The sequence below is a fragment of the Leucobacter manosquensis genome (genome assembly GCF_018304845.1).
Taxonomy (GTDB): Bacteria; Actinomycetota; Actinomycetes; order Actinomycetales; family Microbacteriaceae; genus Leucobacter; species Leucobacter alluvii.
Genome location: NZ_JAFEVO010000001.1, coordinates 3111618 through 3128233, shown reverse-complemented (window position 1 = coordinate 3128233; position 16616 = coordinate 3111618). Strand labels below are relative to the sequence as shown.

Sequence of the window (16616 nt, the reverse complement as noted above, 5' to 3'; positions counted from 1 at the left end):
GTTATGTCATCCTCCGCCACTCGGCGCCCGTCCGTGCTCGTCTTCGCCACCGGTGGAACGATCGGCATGCGTCGCACCGACAGCGGCCTCGCGCCCGATCCCGAGTTCCCCGAGATCCTCGAAGACCTCGTCGCGCGCATCTGCCTCCCGCTCGGCGTCGAAGCCCGCGTCAACCATCTCTCCCCCGCGATCGACAGCGCGAACGCCGACGCCGATACCGCTCCGAAGATCGCGCGCGCGGTGCGCGCCCGCGTACGCACTCAGCGCCCCCGCGGCGTGGTCATCACCCACGGCACCGACACCCTCGCGTACACAGCGGCCCGGCTCGCGTTCGAGCTCGGCGATCTCGGCGTGCCGGTGGTCGTCACCGGCAGCCAGCTGGCCCACGGCGAGGAGGGCAGCGATGCGATCGGCAATCTCACGCTCGCCATCCGCGCTGCGGTGAAGGCCGCGCCCGGTTCACCGGCCGCCATTGCGTTCGGCGGCGACCTGCTCCCGGCTGTGCGGGCTACCAAGCACGACAGCGTCGCGCTCGCAGCGTTCCGCGCAGAGCTTCCCCTCGCCGCGGGCGCCGCCGGCGTGCCAGCACCACCGCCCGTCGACGCCGGATCCGCAGTGCCGAGCGCGCCATCGCGCGTACTCGCGTTTCGATTCGTTCCCGCCGTGACCTCCGATGATCTGCGCGCTTCGGTGGGCGGACGCCCGCAGGGCCTCGTGCTGGAGTGCTATGGCAGCGGCAACGGCCCGATGGCTCGCCCCGGCATGCTCGGCACCCTCCGAGAGCTCTGCGCGGCAATGCCCATCGTCGCGGTGACGCAGTGCACGACGGGCGGCGTCGACCTCAACCGCTACGCCGTCGGCCGTGAGCTCGCCGCGGCCGGCGTCATCGACGGCGGCGACATGACGCTCGAAGCGGCTGCGGGAAAGCTCGGCTTCCTCCTCGACCGCCGCCACAGTGATGCCGAGCTGCGCGCCCTCATGCTGCAGAATCTCGTGGGCGAGCGGACGAGCACGCCCGCCTGAACTGTCACGCGCGGCTCAGGCCAGCACGCTGCGCACGTCTCAGGCCACCGCGCCGTCGCGCATGGCGACGCCGAGATCGGGGTGGTCGACGAACACGCCGTCGACACCCGAGCTCGCAATCATCGAGAACTCGGCGAGCCAGTCGCCCCACTGCGCCGTGGCCTCCGGTTCCTCCCCCGTGCGCTGAGCATGACTGCGGAAGGCCCGGTTCAAGAAGCGGTTCTCCGGACGCAGCGTCCAGGTGAACACCCGGAGCCCCCTCGCGTGCGCTCGCTCGACCAGATTGGTCGGCCCGAGAGCCTGGCCGAGCACGCCGACGCGCAGCAGATTCGCCTTCGCTACGCTGATGCCGTCGACCCGACCCGCGAGGAGGTCGAGCCCCGCGTCGCTCCGATACCACGCATAACTGCGCGGCGGCGCCTCTCCGACCGGTTCGTCGGCCGGAGACCCGAAACGCTCCGCGAGGAACACGAAGGCGGCCTGCACCTCCGCAGCACGCAAACGATCGAGCACGCCCAGTTCGAACGACTCGATCACCAGCACGTCTGCGCGATCCGCCCAGCCGCACGCAGCGAGCTCCGCGCACAGCATCTCTGCGAGATCGATCCCGCGATCCTCATAGAAGCGCGCGTGCTTCACCTCGACCACCACGCCGATGTCACGGCCGGACTCAGCACTGTGCGCATCGACGATCGCGAGCACGTCGCGCAGGCGCAGGATCCCCTCGGCGCCGTCGAACACCGTGTTGTCCGGGCGCACCTGCGGAAGGCGCTCGCGACTTCCGAGCACGGCGAGCTCGTCCCAGGTGAAGTCCTCGGTGAACCACCCGGTCAGCCGTTCACCGTCGACCGTCTTGGTCGTGCGGCGGTCGGCGAACTCGAGGCGATCAGCGACATCGGTGGTGCCAGAGATCTCGTTCTCGTGCCGCACGACGAGCACGCCATCACGCGTCGCGACGATGTCGGGCTCCACGAGATCCGCGCCCATCTCGCACGCGAGACGATAGGCCGACGCCGTGTGCTCGGGGCGGTACCCCGACGCTCCGCGGTGGCCGATGATGAGCGGGCGGCGTTCCAGGCTGACCATGGCTTCAGCCTAGGGCAGGCGACCGTTGCGCCCTCGGTGAACGGCGTCCAAGAGTCACAGCCGATCCGAAGCGCCGACTCGATACACTGAATCAGACCCATACGCCTGGAAAGGATCCTGACGCATGAGCAACCCGGCTCTCAGCAACAACCCGGCACTCAACGGTAAGACACTTACCGCCGATGAGTTGCGCCGCATCTACGAACAGCCCGCTGCGCAGACCCAGCGTCCGGGTGTCGACACTCCCGCGGCGGAGGCGTCGTACGGGGGCATCCAGCATCCCCCGGTCGCACCATCCGACAAGCCGATGACGTACGAGAACACGATCTCGAAGACCGTCATGCTCTTCGTCATCGTGCTCGCCTTCGGTGCCGTCGGATGGTTCATGCCGGCTCTCGCACTCCCGGCCGCGATCATCGGCCTCGTTCTCGGTCTCGTGAACTCGTTCAAGAAGCAGCCGAGCGTGCCGCTCATCGTCTTGTACGCGGTCTTCCAGGGCGTCTTCCTCGGGGGCATCTCGGGCATCTTCGAATCGCAGTGGTCGGGTATCGTCTCGCAGGCGATCATCGGCACCCTGGCCGTCTTCGCGACGGTCCTGATCCTGTTCCGCAACGGCAAGGTGCGCACCAGCCCGAAGATGAACAAGATCTTCATGGTCGCGATCTTCGGGTACCTCGCGTTCTCCCTCGTCAACGTCGTGCTCATGCTCACCGGCGTGAACCAGGACCCCTGGGGCATGCGCAGCGGCCCGCTGGGCGTCGCGATCGGCGCGCTCGCCGTACTGCTCGCCTCTTACTCGCTGGTCATGGACTTCGAGCTCATTCAGAACGGCGTCAAGAATCGCGTCCCCGAGAAGTGGGCATGGTCGGCCGCATTCGGTCTGATGGTCACGCTGATCTGGCTGTACGTGGAGATCCTGCGCATCCTCGCGATCCTGCGCGGCGACTGACCGGGTTCTTCGATACGCACGTCACACGAACGGGCTCGGCGCTTCGGCGCCGGGCCCGTTCGTCTATCTTGGCGTTGGGGGCGCCGGGGCCGGGAGGGGCTGCGCTCGGCCTTCCTGGCCTCCGGCATTCCCATCTTCGCGCCTCTCCGGCATTCGACCTTCAGAGTCTGGGCCCTTCCGGCATTTCCGGCCGTCCTCACTCGCGCGAGAGCGCAGTTCGTGCGCACGCCGGACAGAGCGCGGTGCCGAACTGCGCTCTCGCGCCCCTGTCGCGACCCTGCTCACCCCACGCAGCCCCCCGAGCATCGGTCGCCGCCACTCGATCGCCGGCGATCGAGTGCCACCCTGCGCACTTCCACTCGCGCGAGCACTTCCACTCGCGCGAGCACTTCCACTCGCGCGAGCAACAGAAAAGCCCGGCCGAAGCCGGGCTGTTCTGCTACTCCCACTCGATCGCCGGCGATCGAGTGCCACCCTGCGCACTTCCACTCGCGCGAGCAACAGAAAAGCCCGGCCGAAGCCGGGCTGTTCTGCTACTCCCACTCGATGGTTCCCGGCGGCTTCGACGTGACATCGAGCACCACCCGGTTGACCTCTGGGACCTGATTGGTGATGCGGTTCGAGATGCGCGCCAGCACGTCGTACGGCACGCGCGTCCAGTCCGCGGTCATTGCGTCCTCTGACGAGACCGGGCGCAGCACGATGGGATGTCCGTAGGTGCGGCCGTCCCCCTGCACCCCCACGGAGCGCACGTCGGCGAGCAGTACCACGGGGCACTGCCAGATCGTGTTGTCGAGGCCGGCGATCGTGAGCTCTTCTCGCGCGATCGCGTCAGCCTCGCGAAGCACCTCGAGGCGCTCCCGCGTCACCTCGCCGACAATCCGGATGCCGAGGCCGGGCCCCGGGAACGGCTGGCGCCCGACGATGGCTTCGGGGATGCCGAGTTCGCGGCCGATCGCGCGCACCTCGTCCTTGAACAGCGCACGGAGGGGTTCGATCAGCTCGAAGTCCAGGTCCTCGGGCAGGCCGCCGACGTTGTGGTGCGACTTGATGTTCGCGGTGCCCGATCCTCCGCCCGACTCGACCACGTCGGGGTAGAGCGTTCCCTGCACGAGGAACTTGATGGGCTCGCCCTCCGCTTTGGCCTCAGCGACGAGGTCGAGCTGCACCTGCTCGAACGCGCGAATGAACTCGCGGCCGATGATCTTTCGCTTCTGCTCCGGATCCGTCACGCCCGCGAGGTGGCCGAGGAAGGTGTCAGCGGCTTCGACGGTGACGAGACGCACGCCCGTGGATTCGACGTAGTCCTTCTCGACCTGCTCGCGCTCACCCTTGCGGAGCAGCCCGTGATCGACGAACACGGCTGTGAGCTGGTCGCCGATCGCCTCGTGGACCAACGCCGTCGACACAGCCGAGTCGACGCCGCCCGACAGCGCGGAGATCACGCGGGCGCTGCCGACCTGTTCGCGTATGCGCGCGACCTGCTCGGCGATCACATTGCCGGCGTTCCAGTCTGGCGCGATCCCGGCGACGTGGTGCAGGAAGTTCTCGAGGATCTGCTGCCCGTGGTCCGAGTGCTTCACCTCGGGGTGCCACTGCACGCCGTACAGCTTGCGCTCGGCGGAACCGAACGCGGCGACGGGCGTCACCGCGGTCTTCGCGAGCACCTCGAATCCTTCGGGCGCCGCCTGAACCGCGTCTCCGTGACTCATCCAGACGTTCTGAGCATTCGGCTGCCCGCCGAGAAGCGTCCCGCCGTCACCGACGACGTGCGCATCAGTCGCGCCGTACTCGCGGTCGCCGGTGTTGCCGACGGTGCCGCCGAGAGCGCGGGCCATCACCTGGAAGCCGTAGCAGATCCCGAGCACCGGAATGCCGAGATCGAAGACGCTCGCGTCGAATGCGGGGGCGCCTTCCTCGTACACCGACGAAGGACCGCCCGAGAGCACGATGCCGAGCGGGTTGCGCGCCTGCACGTCCGCAGCGGTGATGGTGTGGGGCACGAGCTCGGAGTAGACGCCGGCTTCGCGCACGCGTCGCGCGATGAGCTGCGCGTACTGCGCGCCGAAATCGACTACGAGAACCGGACGGTGATCCGTCTCCGGCTGTTCTGACAGTGTCGCCATTATCGCTCCAGTGAGCCTTTCGAGGTGGTGGCGGACGATGCCGCAGCGGTCGGGTGTGAAGTGTCGGGCGCGTGCGCGCTCTCGCGAGAATCGAGGAAGCCGTTGACCTCGCGAACGATGCGGGCTTCGAGGAAGAACGACATGAACGGGATGACTCCGCCGAGCGCGATGAGGAGGAACCGCATGAAGCCCCAGCGCATCGGGCTCCACAGCAGGAAGTCGGAGATGAGGTAGACCACGTAGAACCAGCCGTGCGCGATGAGGATCGCCTTGAACAGGTCGAATCCGCTCGCCTGGAAGTCGGATTCGAGGCCTTCGGGCGCGAGCTCGTAGAAGTGCGCGAAGCCGTCTTCGGTGAAGAGGTACAGCTGCACGTTGAACGCGTACTTCATCACCATGACGGCGCAGAGCATCAGCAGCATGACGCCCGTGACCACCGAGGTCACCTTGTAGAAACTCAGGGCTTTGCGAATACGGGGGTAGTCGGCGGGCTTGGGCTGCAGCTGCATGGCTTCCATTCTACGGCGGGCGAACGACACCGATGACCGAGGTGCCGTGGGAGGATCAGGGGGTGGTTTCCGCTTCGAGCAGGAGCATCTCGTGCTCCTTCTCCCACGCGTCTCTCGCGAGGCGATACCAGAAGAATACGGCGAAGCCGCCGAACACGAGCCATTCGATGGCGTAGAACACGTTCAGCCAGTTCACGGCGTCGGCCGGCAGCGGAGCGACGGAATCGATCGCCTCGAGCGCCGCGTCGTCGAGGACGGCGGCTGATCCTGCATCGTCGTGCAGAACAAGGTAGCCGGAGTAGACAGGCCCGTCCACGGAGCCCCAGAGGTTCGCGAGCGCGGCGGGCACCATGGCGTGCATCGTCATCGGGTCTTCGTCCGCGTCGGGCACTCGGGGCGCTTCGGGTGGCATGTACCTGCCCGTGAGTTCGAGGGTCTCTGCCGTCTGGTCGCCGTCGGCGAGCGCATCGGCGGCCCGCTCGGCCTCTGCAATGGAAGGAGCCCACCCCACGGCGACGGCGAGGTGCGCGCCCGGCTCCGCGTCGGGCCCGTCCGTCACCAGGTTGCCGACGACCCACGCCCCTCTCGCACCACCGTTCTCGCGCGGTGACACGACGGAGAAGTCGTCAGCGACGAACGTCCCGTCGAGATGCACGACGACGCCTGCTGCGGCGTCGGTGACCCCCTGCTCGAAGGAGGTCACGCTCGCGAGCGGCCGTTCCGACTCGGTGTCCACCTGGTCCTGCTGCTGCGACTGGACGGCGATGCCCGCCTGCCACTGCGCGAGCGCTGCGAACGCGACGGCGACGCCGAGCGCCAGCAGGAGGGCGAGGATCCAGCTCGGCCGACGCATCACCTGGGCGAGCGTCGGCTCACCCAGGTATTCCAGCTTGCGCGATGACACGGTGCGGGGCTTAGCGCTCGGCGTAGACGACGCCGACGCGCTGGAACTCCTTGAGCTCCGAATACCCGGTCGTCGCCATCGCGCGGCGCAGTGCGCCGATCAGGTTCGCACTGCCGTCGGCCACGTTCGCCGGGCCGTTCACGATCTGGGCGAGCGGCGCGACCGAACCGACCTGCACCCGCTTGCCGCGCGGGAGGTCCTCGTGGTGCGCCTCCTGGCCCCAGTGCCATCCGCGACCGGGTGCGTCAGACGCCTTCGCGAGCGTGCTCCCCAGCATCACCGCATCGGCGCCGCAGGCGATCGCCTTGATCAGATCTCCGGAGGTGCCGAGGCCGCCGTCGGCGATGACGTGCACGTAGCGGCCGCCCGACTCGTCGAGGTAGTCGGAGCGCGCACCGGCGACATCGGCGATCGCGCTCGCCATCGGTGCGCGAATGCCCAGTGTGGCGCGCGTCGTCGACGACGCTCCCCCGCCGAAGCCGACGAGCACGCCGGCCGCACCGGTGCGCATGAGGTGCAGCGCCGACTGGTACGTCGCGGCCCCTCCCACGATGACGGGAACGTCGAGCTCGTAGATGAACTGCTTCAGGTTGAGGGGTTCGCGGCCCTCCTGCGAGACGTGCTCCGCCGAGACGGTGTTCCCGCGGATCACGAAGAGGTCGACGCCAGCGTTCACGACGGTCTCCGTGAATTGAGCCGTGCGGTGCGGTGACAGCGCACCGGCGACCGTGACTCCGGCGTCGCGGATCTCGCCGAGCCGCGCGGTGATGAGCTCTGCTTGGATCGGAGCCGCGTACAGCTCGCGCATCCGCGCCACCGCCGCGAGTTCGTCGTCGATGGTCGCGAGTTCCGCGAGGAGCGGCTCGGGATCATCGTGACGCGTCCACAGACCCTCGAGGTTGAGGACGCCGAGACCGCCGAGCTCGCCGAGCGCGATGGCCGCGGCGGGAGACATGACGGAGTCCATCGGAGCGCCGAGCACCGGGATGTCGAATTGGAAGGCATCGATCGACCACGCGGTCGAGACGAGCTCCGGGTCGCGGGTGCGCCGCGTCGGCACGATGCCGATCTCGTCGAAGGTGTACACGCGCCGTGCACGCTTACCGCGGCCGATCTCGATCTCGTTACTCACCCGCCCAGTCTATCTGGCGGCGGCTGAGCATGCCGAGCGCGCGGGCCGCGTCTGCCTGCTGCCGGAGCCGGGCGAGGTGCATTCTGCGACCGAGACGCGCCCTGCACACGCAGAAGGGCCCGGATCGAAACCGACCCGGGCCCTTCGACGTGCACGTCTCAGCGCTTGTAATTCGGCGCTTCAACGACCATCTGCACGTCGTGCGGGTGCGACTCCTTCAGCCCCGCCGACGTGATGCGCACGAAGTTGCCGCGCTCCTTGAGGTCGGTGATCGAACGGGCGCCGACATAGAACATCGACTGACGCAGGCCGCCGATCATCTGGTGGCTGACGGCTCCGACCGGTCCGCGGTAGGGCACCTGCCCTTCGATGCCTTCAGGAATGAGCTTCTCATCGCTCGGCACGTCCGCCTGGAAGTAGCGGTCCTTCGAGTACGACGTGCGCTCGCCGCGCGTCTGGAGAGCGCCGAGCGATCCCATGCCGCGGTAGTTCTTGAACTGCTTGCCGCCGACGAAGACCAGATCCCCGGGGCTCTCATCGGTACCGGCGAGCAGGGAGCCCATCATGACCGAGGACGCACCGGCGACGAGCGCCTTGGCGATGTCGCCCGAGTGCTGCAGACCGCCATCGGCGATCACGGGCACACCCGCAGGGGTCGCGGCTTTCGCCGCTTCGTACACTGCCGTGACCTGGGGCACACCGACACCCGCGATGACGCGCGTCGTGCAGATCGACCCGGGGCCGACGCCGACCTTCACCGCGTCTGCGCCGGCATCGACGATGGCTTTGGCTCCCGCGTACGTCGCGACGTTGCCGCCGATGACGTCGACGGCAGCGAATGCCGGGTCGGCCTTGATCTTCGCGATGATGTCGAGCACGCCCTTGCTGTCACCGTTCGCGGTGTCGACGACGAGCACATCGACGCCGGCCTCGACGAGGGCGCTCGCGCGCTTCCATGCGTCTCCGAAGAACCCGACGGCGGCTCCGACGCGCAGCCGACCTGCTTCGTCTTTGGTGGCGAGCGGGTACTGCTCTTCCTTGTCGAAGTCCTTCACCGTGATGAGGCCAGTGAGACGACCCTCTTCGTCGACGAGCGGGAGCTTCTCGATCTTGTGCTTGCGGAAGATCGCCGCCGCGTCTTCTCGGGAGATCCCGCGAGGTCCGGTGATGAGTGGCATGCGCGTCATCGCGTCCTCGACCCGCACCTGGGAGCGGTCCTTCGGATCGATGAATCGCATGTCGCGGTTCGTGATGATGCCGAGCAGCACATCGTTGGAGTCGACGACGGGGAGACCCGACACGCGATACTCACCGCAGATCGCATCGACTTCTGCCACGGAAGCGTCGACGGAGGTCGTCACGGGGTTCGTGATCATGCCGGCTTCGCTGCGCTTCACCCGGTCGACCATCTCGGCCTGATCCTGGATCGACAGATTGCGGTGCAGGATGCCGAGACCTCCGTTGCGTGCCATGGCGACCGCCATGCGGGTCTCCGTCACCGTGTCCATCGCCGCCGAGATCAACGGGATCTGGAGCCGGATGCGCCGGGTGAGCTGGGTCGAGGTGTCCGCCTCGCTGGGGATGACGTCGGTGTGCGCGGGCAGCAGCAGCACATCGTCGTAGGTCAGACCGGTGAACGCGAAGGGGTCACGCTGTTCCATGGAACCTCTATCTGTGTAGTGGGTGGGGCTCTCAGAGATTCGCGGGCGACCGGGATGCGGCGCCCGTACCGTCTCTCAGTCTAGGGGAATCGGGGCCGTGTTGACCTGCGCCGTCGGCGAACGCCGGAGTTGCAGCACCATGTCGACGATCAGGATCACGAGCGCGATCCAGACGCCGATGAAGCCGATCCAGCGTCCTGTCGTGATCTCCTCCTGCGTGACGAATGCACCGTAGAAGAATCCGAGGATCGGCGTCAGGAACTGCAGGAATCCGATGTGCGCGAGCGGCAGTCGTCGGGTGGCTTCGCCGAACAGGATCAGCGGGATGGCGGTCACGATGCCGCTGAACAGCACCAGCGTGGTGATGCCGGTGCCGAACGTGAAGGCCGTCAACCCGGAGGTCGCCGCGATCAGGCCGAGCTGCACCGCGGCGACCGGAAGGGTGGCGAAGGTCTCGATCGTGAGCCCGGTGATGCCGTCCACCGTTTCGCCCGCGTGCTTGTGCACGGCCCCGTAGAGACCGAAGGAGAGCGCGATGCCGAGGGCGATCCATGGGAAGGAGCCGTACGCGATTGCGGCGATCAGCACGCTGACGCCCGCGATGATCACCGCGATCCACTGCAGGCGGCTGAGGCGCTCCTTGCGGAACACGACTCCGATGAGAATGGTGAACAGCGGATTGATGAAGTAGCCGAGCGACGTCTCGAGCACATGGCCGGTCATGACGCCGATGATGAAGATCTGCCAGTTCGCATACAGGAAGAGCGCGGAGAGCGCGAACCATCCGAGCAGTCTGGGAGTGCGCAGGATCACCGCGACTCGCTGCCACCGCCGTGTGACGGTGACGAGCAGTACGCAGAAGACCAGCGTGGTCGCGACCCGCCAGGGCACGACCTCGAGGGGGCCGACCATCGCGATGAGTCCGAAGTAGAAGGGGAACGCGCCCCACCAGAGATATGCGCCGAGACCGAATCCGAGTCCCGCACGTGTCCGCTGCATCGAAGCAGTCTACTCCCGACGCACCCCCGGGTACGACAGCGGCCCCGCCGATCCCGGAGGATCGGCGGGGCCGCTGCGGAAGCGCCGCTGTTAGCGGGTGACGACGGCGAGGATGTCGCGAGCGGAGAGGACGAGGTAGTCCTCACCGCCGACCTTGACCTCGGTGCCGCCGAACTTCGAGTAGATCACGATGTCGCCGGTGGCGACGTCGAGCGGGATACGGGTGCCCGAGTCGGAGACCCGACCGGGACCCACCGCGACAACTTCGCCCTCCTGGGGCTTTTCCTTGGCGCTATCGGGGATCACGAGACCGGAAGCGGTGGTCTGCTCTGCCTCGACCTGCTTGATAACGATACGATCCTCGAGCGGCTTGATGGCGACCGACACGGTTGACCTCTTTCCAATGTCTGAAGTGTTTCCGCGCCCGCCCCATGCGAGCGCGTCTACCCAGAGTCTATGGCTCCCGTTGGCACTCGTGCAAGGGGAGTGCCAGCGTCGCGGCACGGAATCGCCGACAGCGAACAGTGCGCCGTGCCTAGAATGGAATCACGCCCTGGACTGGCATCGCCAGCGGGTCCGCGGCTCGCACCCGCTTGATTCGACGCCAACCGATGGAGGAGCAATGTCCACGCCTCAGTACCCCGAGCAGCCCACCACTCCCCTGCCGCACCTGGACCAAGATGCGACCCCGGGCCAGCAGGGCCAGACCCCGCCCCAGACGAGCGCTCCGCAGCCCCCCTCGTACCAGCCGCCGCAGAGCTACAGCTCGCAGGCGTACGGCTCGCAGGGGTACGGATCGCGGTCGACGGCGCCCATCCCGACGGGGACCACCCTCGACAAGACGAACACGTTCGCGTTCCTCTCGATCATCTTCGCATTCCTGAGCCCCGTCGCCGGAATCGTCTTCGGGCACATGGGGCTCAGCCAGATCAAGCGCACGGGTGATTCAGGCCGCGGCATCGCGCTGACCGGGCTCATCATCAGCTACGCCTACTTCGTGCTGCTCGCACTCTTCATCGTCGTGTACATCGGCTTCCTCTTCACCATCTTCGCGGCTCTGGGAAGCTCGCTGTCAGGTTTCGATTCCTACTCCTCGTACTGACATGACTGATGCGCCGAGCGCATCGGGGCGGCCTCGGAGCGTGGCTCCGGGGCCGCCCCCATTCGTCGAGCCCCCGCCCGGTTGGGAGTTCCTCCTCACCGATCAGGGTCTCGCCGCTCTCGCCGAGGCGACCCTCGAACTCGAGAGCGGCGCCGCACCGGATGCGGTCAATCGCCGCCTGAGGACGCTCGGGCGAGCGCCCGAGGAAGCAGCTGCCCTCCTCACGCAGGCGCAGTTGCGCGAACGGGCGCGTGCGAAGTTCGGTCCCCTCGCGAGCGAACTGCTGTTCACTCCGGCTGGGCTGGAGCAGGCGAGCAGGATCTCGGTGTCGCGCGGACATGCGGCCCGGTTCAGCGACGCCGGGTGCGAACGGGTGGCCGACCTCGGCTGCGGCATCGGCACGGAATCGATCGCGATGCTCGAGCAGGGCATCGCTCCCGAGGCTGTGGAACTGGATGGGTTCACCGCTCGACTCGCCGAGCACAACCTCGCGACCGTCGCCGCCCGGCGCGGGAGCCGCGCCCCTCGCGTGCGCACGGCTGACGCCGTCGATGTCGACCTCTCGGGAATCGACGGAGCGTTCCTCGATCCCGCGCGGCGCACCGCTGGACACCGCGAGACCCGCCGCCTCTCCTCCCCCGACGACTATTCGCCGTCGCTCGATTTCGCCTTCGGCATCGGATCTCGGATGCCGACGGGCGTCAAGCTGGGTCCGGGGCTCGATCGAGACCTCATTCCAGGAGAGGCAGAGGCCCAGTGGGTCTCCGTCGACGGGCATGTCGTCGAGACCGCGCTCTGGTTCGGCGCGCTCGCGAGACCAGGAATCGCTCGCGCGGCACTGGTGCACCGGGGCGGCGCGATTCACGAGATGACGGCGTCTGGCGATGCTCCCGATGTCGACGTCCGTTCGATGGGCGAGTATCTCTACGAGCCCGATGGGGCCGTGATTCGCGCGCGTCTCATCGGTGCGCTTGCAGAGCATCTGGGTGCTGGCATGATGAGCGCCGGCATCGCGTACCTCACCGGAGACGAACTGATCGCAACGCCGTTCGCGCAGACCTTCCGCCTGCTCGAACGGCTGCCCGTCAAGGAGAAGGCTCTGCGAAGGGCGCTCGCCGCGCGGGGCATCGGCACGCTCGAGATCAAGAAGCGCGGCGCCGACGTCGATCCCGCGGCCTTGCGCGCGCGACTGCGCCTGCGCGGAGCGGAGCACGCCACCCTGCTGCTCACGCGCGATGAGACCGGAAAGCACTGCGCGCTCCTCGCGGAGCGCTGCTGATCGCATCCTGTGCAACGCACGGAAGGCCCGAGGCGGATGCGCCCCGGGCCTTCGCACATGCAGCGGACTCGTTACTGGTCCAGCTGCTCCAACTGCTGCTGCAGGTTCGGGTCGTTCAGCGCGGCGCCGATGACGAGCGCAACGACGATCATCGCGATGATCGAGATGACGATGGCGAGGGCGCCGGTGATGATGCCGGTGAGGGCCATCCCCTTCGGCTGCCCCTTCTTCCGCGCCACGATGCCGAGCACCAGCGCGACCACGCCGCCGATGATGCCGACGATGCTCACCGGCCACGAGATCAGGAGGCTCACGATGCCCACGATCATCGTCGAGAGCGCGAGCCCCTTCGGCTGAGCAGGACCGCCCGAGTATGCCGGAGCGCCGGGGTTCGTCGCTGCGGGGTCGTACGCCGGAGCGCTCGGCGCGGTGTGCGCGTTCGGAGTGTGCGCGTTCGGGGTGCCGGACGGCGCGGGCGGGGGCGGAACCGGGTTCGAATTGCGGTCGTTGCCTGGCAGATTGTCGGACATGATTCTCCTTCGATCAAACGTCGATGAGGCGCATTCCCCCATTCTTCCTTCAAAGATAACGTTCAGCTTCAGCGAATGGCGAGTTTTCTCCCGGACCTGAAGCGGCCTTGACAGGCGGCTTCTCCGTCAGAGCACCTGCACCTGCTGCACCGGGAGCGTCGAGTCGGCTCCGAAGGAGAGCCCGGACGGCTCGTGCCCGCCGGCTACGAGCTGAGCGCCGAGGGAGGCGATCATCGCGCCGTTGTCGGTGCAGAGCGACAACGGCGGAACGCGCAGTTCGATCCCGGCCGTCGCCGCTCGCTCCGTCGCCAGCTCGCGGACGCGCGCGTTGGCGACGACACCCCCGCCGAGCAAGAGGCGCGGCACCCCGAGGTCGCGGCAGGCCGCGACCGCCTTCGTCAGCAGCACGTCGGCGACGGCCTCCCGGAAACTCGCCGCCACGTCCGCCACCGGCACCGATTCCCCGGCCGCCACGCGCTTCTCGACCCATCGCGCGACCGATGTCTTCAGTCCCGAGAACGAGAAATCGTAGCGGTGGCGCTCCAGATCCTTCGGCAGCGTGAGGCCGCGCGGGAAGCGAATCGCGTGGGGATCACCCGTCGCAGCGACCCGGTCGATCTCGGGGCCTCCCGGGTACGGCAGACCGAGCAGGCGTGCGACCTTGTCGAACGCCTCACCTGCGGCATCGTCGATCGTCTCGCCGAGCATCTCGACGTCGGACACGAGATCGCGCACGAGCAGCAGCGAGGTGTGGCCCCCGGAGACGAGCAGGGCGATCGTCGGAAGCTCGAGCTCGCCGACGGCGCCCACGGCTCCGCGCAGTCCGTCGCCGTGCAGCAGGTCGGCGCCGACGTGGCCGACGAGGTGGTTCACCGCGTACAGCGGCTTGTCGAGCGCCACCGCCAGAGCTTTCGCAGCTGAGACTCCCACCATCAGGGCGCCCGCGAGCCCCGGGCCCGAGGTGACCGCGATGGCGTCGAGCTCTTCGAGCGCAACGCCGGCATCCGTCAGGGCGCGCTCGATCGTCGGGGTCATCGCTTCGAGGTGCGCTCGCGCAGCGACCTCCGGAACGACGCCGCCGTATCTCGCGTGCTCGTCCATGGACGAGGCGATCGCGTTGGCGAGCAGCGTGCGCCCGCGCACGATGCCCACACCGGTCTCATCGCAACTCGTCTCGATGCCGAGAACGAGCGGGTCCGTGCTCGTCATGCCTGATCCTCCATCGCCCGTCCGCTCCGAGTGCGCCCGCCCATCGCGAGCCGCATCACAATGGCATCGACGCCTTCGGGTTGGTAGTACCGCGGTCGCGTGCCGATCCCTTCGAATCCGAGGCTCTCGTAGAGCTTCTGCGCCACCGGGTTGTCGGCGCGCACCTCCAGAAACACCTCGTTCACCCCGCGCGCTTCGGCCCCGTCGAGCAGCGCATCGATGAGACGACGGCCCTGCCCGGTCCCGCGCGCGTCCGGATGCACGGCGATGGTCTGAATATCCGCTTCCGCTCCGAGCGCCAGCATGCCGGCGTACCCCAGCACCCGACCGCGCGCGTCGACGAGCACACGGTAGTCGCGGTGGTCCCCGACGAGCTCTTCGCGCATCATCGAGCGGCTCCAGGCTTCGGCGCCGAACACGGATGTCTCGAGCGACCAGACGGCGTCGAGGTCGTCCAGAGTCGCGCTGCGCAGCACTGGGCCGGCGTCCGCCGGGCTCGTATCGAGGGCGCTCAAGTCGAGACCCGCTTCGGCGCAGACGGTTGCGCGACATCGGGGGCCCGGAGATAGAGCGCACGGTCGTCGTCGAACGGACGGTTCGACGCGAGGCGGCGGGCCGCCACCCGGACGAGCGAGGCTGCTGGAATGCGCTCGGGCCAGATGTCGCCCGGACGCTCGACGTATTCGGCACGGGTCAGCAGAGACGGACCTGCGGTGGCGACGGGCAGTCCGGCCTCGTCGAGCGCGGAGAACTCCGTCACGAAGAGCTCTCGCCTGCGCGCGTCCTGCACCACGCGCAGGTGCTCGGCAGCGCCCTGTTCGAACGCGTCGAGCGCGACTGCGGCGTGGCCCTGCACGGGGAGCAGCGGGACGCCTCGCCCCAGCGCGAATGCGTGAGCGGCGGCGATGCCCACCCTGAGTCCCGTGAACGGGCCCGGCCCGATTCCCGCGACGACTCCCGTCACCCGGGCAGGATGCGTGCCGGTCGCGCGGAACACCTCATCGAGCAGTCGGCCGATGGCCTCGGCGTGCCCCCTGGGGTCATCGCTCACCGCCACGCGGATGCGACCGCTCGCTCCGAGTGCGACGGTCGTACCGATGGCGGTATCGATCGCGAGCAGCACGTGCTCCCCGAGCTCCGGCGCGTTCACGTTCATCCCAGCACTCCTCCGGCCCAGCGCGGACCGTACCCGTTGACGGTGATCCGACGCGGTTCGATCAGCGTCTGCGACCAGTCTTCCATCTCAGCATCGGCACCCTTCCCCGCCTGCGGGGCATTGCCGTCGAACACGGGATCCGGATCGTCGGCCCCGACCGGGCGCTCGATCACGATCTCGATCCAGTCCGTTCTGGTCTCGACGATGCCGACGCCCCACTCCGCGACCACAACGGATCCTTCGAAGTCGAGGTCGAGGTCGTCGAGCTCATCGGGACCGTCGAGCCGATACGCATCGACGTGCACGAGCGGCGCACCCCCGACGAGCGAGGGGTGCGTTCTCGCGAGCACGAAGGTCGGGCTCTGCACGGGACCGCGTACTCCGAGCCCTTCGCCGATTCCACGGGTCAATGTCGTCTTGCCCGCGCCGAGCGGGCCGGTGAGGATCACCAGATCGCCTGCGCGCAGCACCCGTCCGAGTCGCGCGCCGAGCGCTCCCATGGCGTCGGGATCGGAGACGTGATGCAGTTCCTCGACGCTCTTCTCGACCGTCACCGCGTCGCTCCCGTCGTCCGCTCTTCGACGACGACGAACGCCGTCGCGAATCCCCCGTCGTGCGTCATCGACACGTGCGGCAGTGCGGCGCGCCTGCGTTCGAGCACGGCGAGCAGCGGGCCCGTTCGCACGAATGCAGGCGCGCGGTCGTCCGTGCGCTCGATCTCCATGTCATGCCACCCCAGACCATCGGAGCCGCCCAGCGCCTTGATGAGCGCCTCCTTCGCGGCGAACCGTGCCGCGAGCGAGCGCACGGGTCGGCCGCGCTCAGCCCCGGTGAAGAGGCGCGCAAGCAGCCGCGGCGTACGTTCGATGGTGCGCTCGAACCGAGCGATCTCGACGGTGTCGACGCCGATTCCGAGTATCATCACGCTCCTCACACGTCGAAGCTCTCCGG

At 68.1% G+C, this 16616-nt stretch carries 18 protein-coding genes; 4 read left to right on the top strand and 14 right to left on the bottom strand.

Annotated elements, in window-relative coordinates; genetic code table 11:
* Nucleotides 1-3 precede the first annotated feature (3 nt).
* Complete coding sequence (locus JSQ98_RS14635) at nt 4-1023, top strand: asparaginase domain-containing protein (RefSeq protein WP_234037095.1); 1020 nt, start codon at nt 4-6, stop codon at nt 1021-1023.
* 39 nt (nt 1024-1062) lie between these two features.
* On the opposite strand, the gene JSQ98_RS14630 is transcribed toward JSQ98_RS14635, so the two are convergent.
* A complete protein-coding gene (locus JSQ98_RS14630) occupies nt 1063-2109 on the bottom strand; it encodes a glycerophosphodiester phosphodiesterase family protein (protein ID WP_211650312.1) in 1047 nt (348 codons plus the stop codon).
* 124 nt (nt 2110-2233) lie between these two features.
* Here JSQ98_RS14630 and JSQ98_RS14625 point away from each other — a divergent pair, with 124 nt between their 5' ends.
* Nucleotides 2234-3058: a Bax inhibitor-1/YccA family protein gene (locus JSQ98_RS14625; protein WP_090147165.1), complete on the top strand. Its 825-nt coding sequence runs from the start codon at nt 2234-2236 to the stop codon at nt 3056-3058.
* Between the two features lie 533 nt (nt 3059-3591).
* Here the strand turns inward: JSQ98_RS14625 and guaA are convergent.
* The 7 genes from guaA to groES all read right to left on the bottom strand — a co-directional run bounded on the left by guaA (nt 3592) and on the right by groES (nt 10776).
* On the bottom strand, nt 3592-5175 hold the full coding sequence (guaA, locus tag JSQ98_RS14620) for a glutamine-hydrolyzing GMP synthase (protein ID WP_283242081.1): 1584 nt from the start codon (nt 5173-5175) through the stop codon (nt 3592-3594).
* Between the two features lie 8 nt (nt 5176-5183).
* Nucleotides 5184-5693, bottom strand: a complete 510-nt coding sequence (locus JSQ98_RS14615) for a DUF3817 domain-containing protein (protein ID WP_211650308.1) — start codon at nt 5691-5693, stop codon at nt 5184-5186.
* Between the two features lie 55 nt (nt 5694-5748).
* Nucleotides 5749-6597, bottom strand: a complete 849-nt coding sequence (locus JSQ98_RS14610; protein WP_346728804.1) for an SURF1 family cytochrome oxidase biogenesis protein — start codon at nt 6595-6597, stop codon at nt 5749-5751.
* Between the two features lie 10 nt (nt 6598-6607).
* Nucleotides 6608-7729, bottom strand: a complete 1122-nt coding sequence (locus tag JSQ98_RS14605) for a GuaB3 family IMP dehydrogenase-related protein (RefSeq protein WP_211650306.1) — start codon at nt 7727-7729, stop codon at nt 6608-6610.
* 158 nt (nt 7730-7887) lie between these two features.
* A complete protein-coding gene (guaB, locus tag JSQ98_RS14600) occupies nt 7888-9390 on the bottom strand; it encodes an IMP dehydrogenase (RefSeq protein WP_211650305.1) in 1503 nt (500 codons plus the stop codon).
* Between the two features lie 75 nt (nt 9391-9465).
* Nucleotides 9466-10389 (bottom strand): EamA family transporter RarD, encoded by a 924-nt coding sequence (gene rarD / locus JSQ98_RS14595; protein WP_211650303.1) that lies wholly within the window; start codon nt 10387-10389, stop codon nt 9466-9468.
* Nucleotides 10390-10479: 90 nt separating this feature from the next.
* Nucleotides 10480-10776, bottom strand: a complete 297-nt coding sequence (groES, locus tag JSQ98_RS14590; RefSeq protein WP_090147154.1) for a co-chaperone GroES — start codon at nt 10774-10776, stop codon at nt 10480-10482.
* Between the two features lie 235 nt (nt 10777-11011).
* Here groES and JSQ98_RS14585 point away from each other — a divergent pair, with 235 nt between their 5' ends.
* Both JSQ98_RS14585 and JSQ98_RS14580 read left to right on the top strand, forming a co-directional pair.
* Entirely contained in the window at nt 11012-11491 is a 480-nt protein-coding gene (locus tag JSQ98_RS14585) for a DUF4190 domain-containing protein (RefSeq protein WP_211650301.1), read from the top strand.
* 1 nt (nt 11492) lies between these two features.
* Nucleotides 11493-12770 (top strand): THUMP-like domain-containing protein, encoded by a 1278-nt coding sequence (locus JSQ98_RS14580; RefSeq protein ID WP_211650299.1) that lies wholly within the window; start codon nt 11493-11495, stop codon nt 12768-12770.
* A gap of 71 nt (nt 12771-12841) precedes the next feature.
* On the opposite strand, the gene JSQ98_RS14575 is transcribed toward JSQ98_RS14580, so the two are convergent.
* The 6 genes from JSQ98_RS14575 to JSQ98_RS14550 all read right to left on the bottom strand — a co-directional run bounded on the left by JSQ98_RS14575 (nt 12842) and on the right by JSQ98_RS14550 (nt 16587).
* Nucleotides 12842-13300, bottom strand: a complete 459-nt coding sequence (locus JSQ98_RS14575; protein ID WP_211650297.1) for a DUF4190 domain-containing protein — start codon at nt 13298-13300, stop codon at nt 12842-12844.
* 126 nt (nt 13301-13426) lie between these two features.
* Nucleotides 13427-14509 carry a tRNA (adenosine(37)-N6)-threonylcarbamoyltransferase complex transferase subunit TsaD gene (gene tsaD / locus JSQ98_RS14570; protein WP_200329792.1) on the bottom strand — a complete coding sequence of 361 codons (1083 nt, stop codon included), beginning with the start codon at nt 14507-14509 and terminating at the stop codon, nt 13427-13429.
* Nucleotides 14506-15024, bottom strand: a complete 519-nt coding sequence (gene rimI, locus JSQ98_RS14565) for a ribosomal protein S18-alanine N-acetyltransferase (protein WP_249290844.1) — start codon at nt 15022-15024, stop codon at nt 14506-14508. Before rimI ends, tsaD begins: the two co-directional genes overlap by 4 nt.
* Nucleotides 15021-15665 (bottom strand): tRNA (adenosine(37)-N6)-threonylcarbamoyltransferase complex dimerization subunit type 1 TsaB, encoded by a 645-nt coding sequence (gene tsaB / locus JSQ98_RS14560; RefSeq protein ID WP_200329796.1) that lies wholly within the window; start codon nt 15663-15665, stop codon nt 15021-15023. The genes rimI and tsaB overlap by 4 nt, the downstream gene beginning before the upstream one ends.
* Entirely contained in the window at nt 15662-16219 is a 558-nt protein-coding gene (tsaE, locus tag JSQ98_RS14555) for a tRNA (adenosine(37)-N6)-threonylcarbamoyltransferase complex ATPase subunit type 1 TsaE (RefSeq protein WP_430413600.1), read from the bottom strand. The genes tsaB and tsaE overlap by 4 nt, the downstream gene beginning before the upstream one ends.
* Nucleotides 16216-16587 carry a holo-ACP synthase gene (locus JSQ98_RS14550; RefSeq protein ID WP_211650295.1) on the bottom strand — a complete coding sequence of 124 codons (372 nt, stop codon included), beginning with the start codon at nt 16585-16587 and terminating at the stop codon, nt 16216-16218. Before JSQ98_RS14550 ends, tsaE begins: the two co-directional genes overlap by 4 nt.
* Nucleotides 16588-16616 lie beyond the last annotated feature (29 nt).

Coding starts and splice junctions, on each gene's coding strand:
- JSQ98_RS14635 (WP_234037095.1), top strand. CDS start 4: ATGTCATCCTCCGCCACTCGGCGCCCGTCCGTGCTCGTCTTCGCCACC.
- JSQ98_RS14630 (WP_211650312.1), bottom strand. CDS start 2,109: ATGGTCAGCCTGGAACGCCGCCCGCTCATCATCGGCCACCGCGGAGCG.
- JSQ98_RS14625 (WP_090147165.1), top strand. CDS start 2,234: ATGAGCAACCCGGCTCTCAGCAACAACCCGGCACTCAACGGTAAGACA.
- JSQ98_RS14615 (WP_211650308.1), bottom strand. CDS start 5,693: ATGCAGCTGCAGCCCAAGCCCGCCGACTACCCCCGTATTCGCAAAGCC.
- guaB (WP_211650305.1), bottom strand. CDS start 9,390: ATGGAACAGCGTGACCCCTTCGCGTTCACCGGTCTGACCTACGACGAT.
- rarD (WP_211650303.1), bottom strand. CDS start 10,389: ATGCAGCGGACACGTGCGGGACTCGGATTCGGTCTCGGCGCATATCTC.
- JSQ98_RS14585 (WP_211650301.1), top strand. CDS start 11,012: ATGTCCACGCCTCAGTACCCCGAGCAGCCCACCACTCCCCTGCCGCAC.
- JSQ98_RS14580 (WP_211650299.1), top strand. CDS start 11,493: ATGACTGATGCGCCGAGCGCATCGGGGCGGCCTCGGAGCGTGGCTCCG.
- JSQ98_RS14575 (WP_211650297.1), bottom strand. CDS start 13,300: ATGTCCGACAATCTGCCAGGCAACGACCGCAATTCGAACCCGGTTCCG.
- tsaD (WP_200329792.1), bottom strand. CDS start 14,509: ATGACGAGCACGGACCCGCTCGTTCTCGGCATCGAGACGAGTTGCGAT.
- tsaB (WP_200329796.1), bottom strand. CDS start 15,665: ATGAACGTGAACGCGCCGGAGCTCGGGGAGCACGTGCTGCTCGCGATC.
- JSQ98_RS14550 (WP_211650295.1), bottom strand. CDS start 16,587: ATGATACTCGGAATCGGCGTCGACACCGTCGAGATCGCTCGGTTCGAG.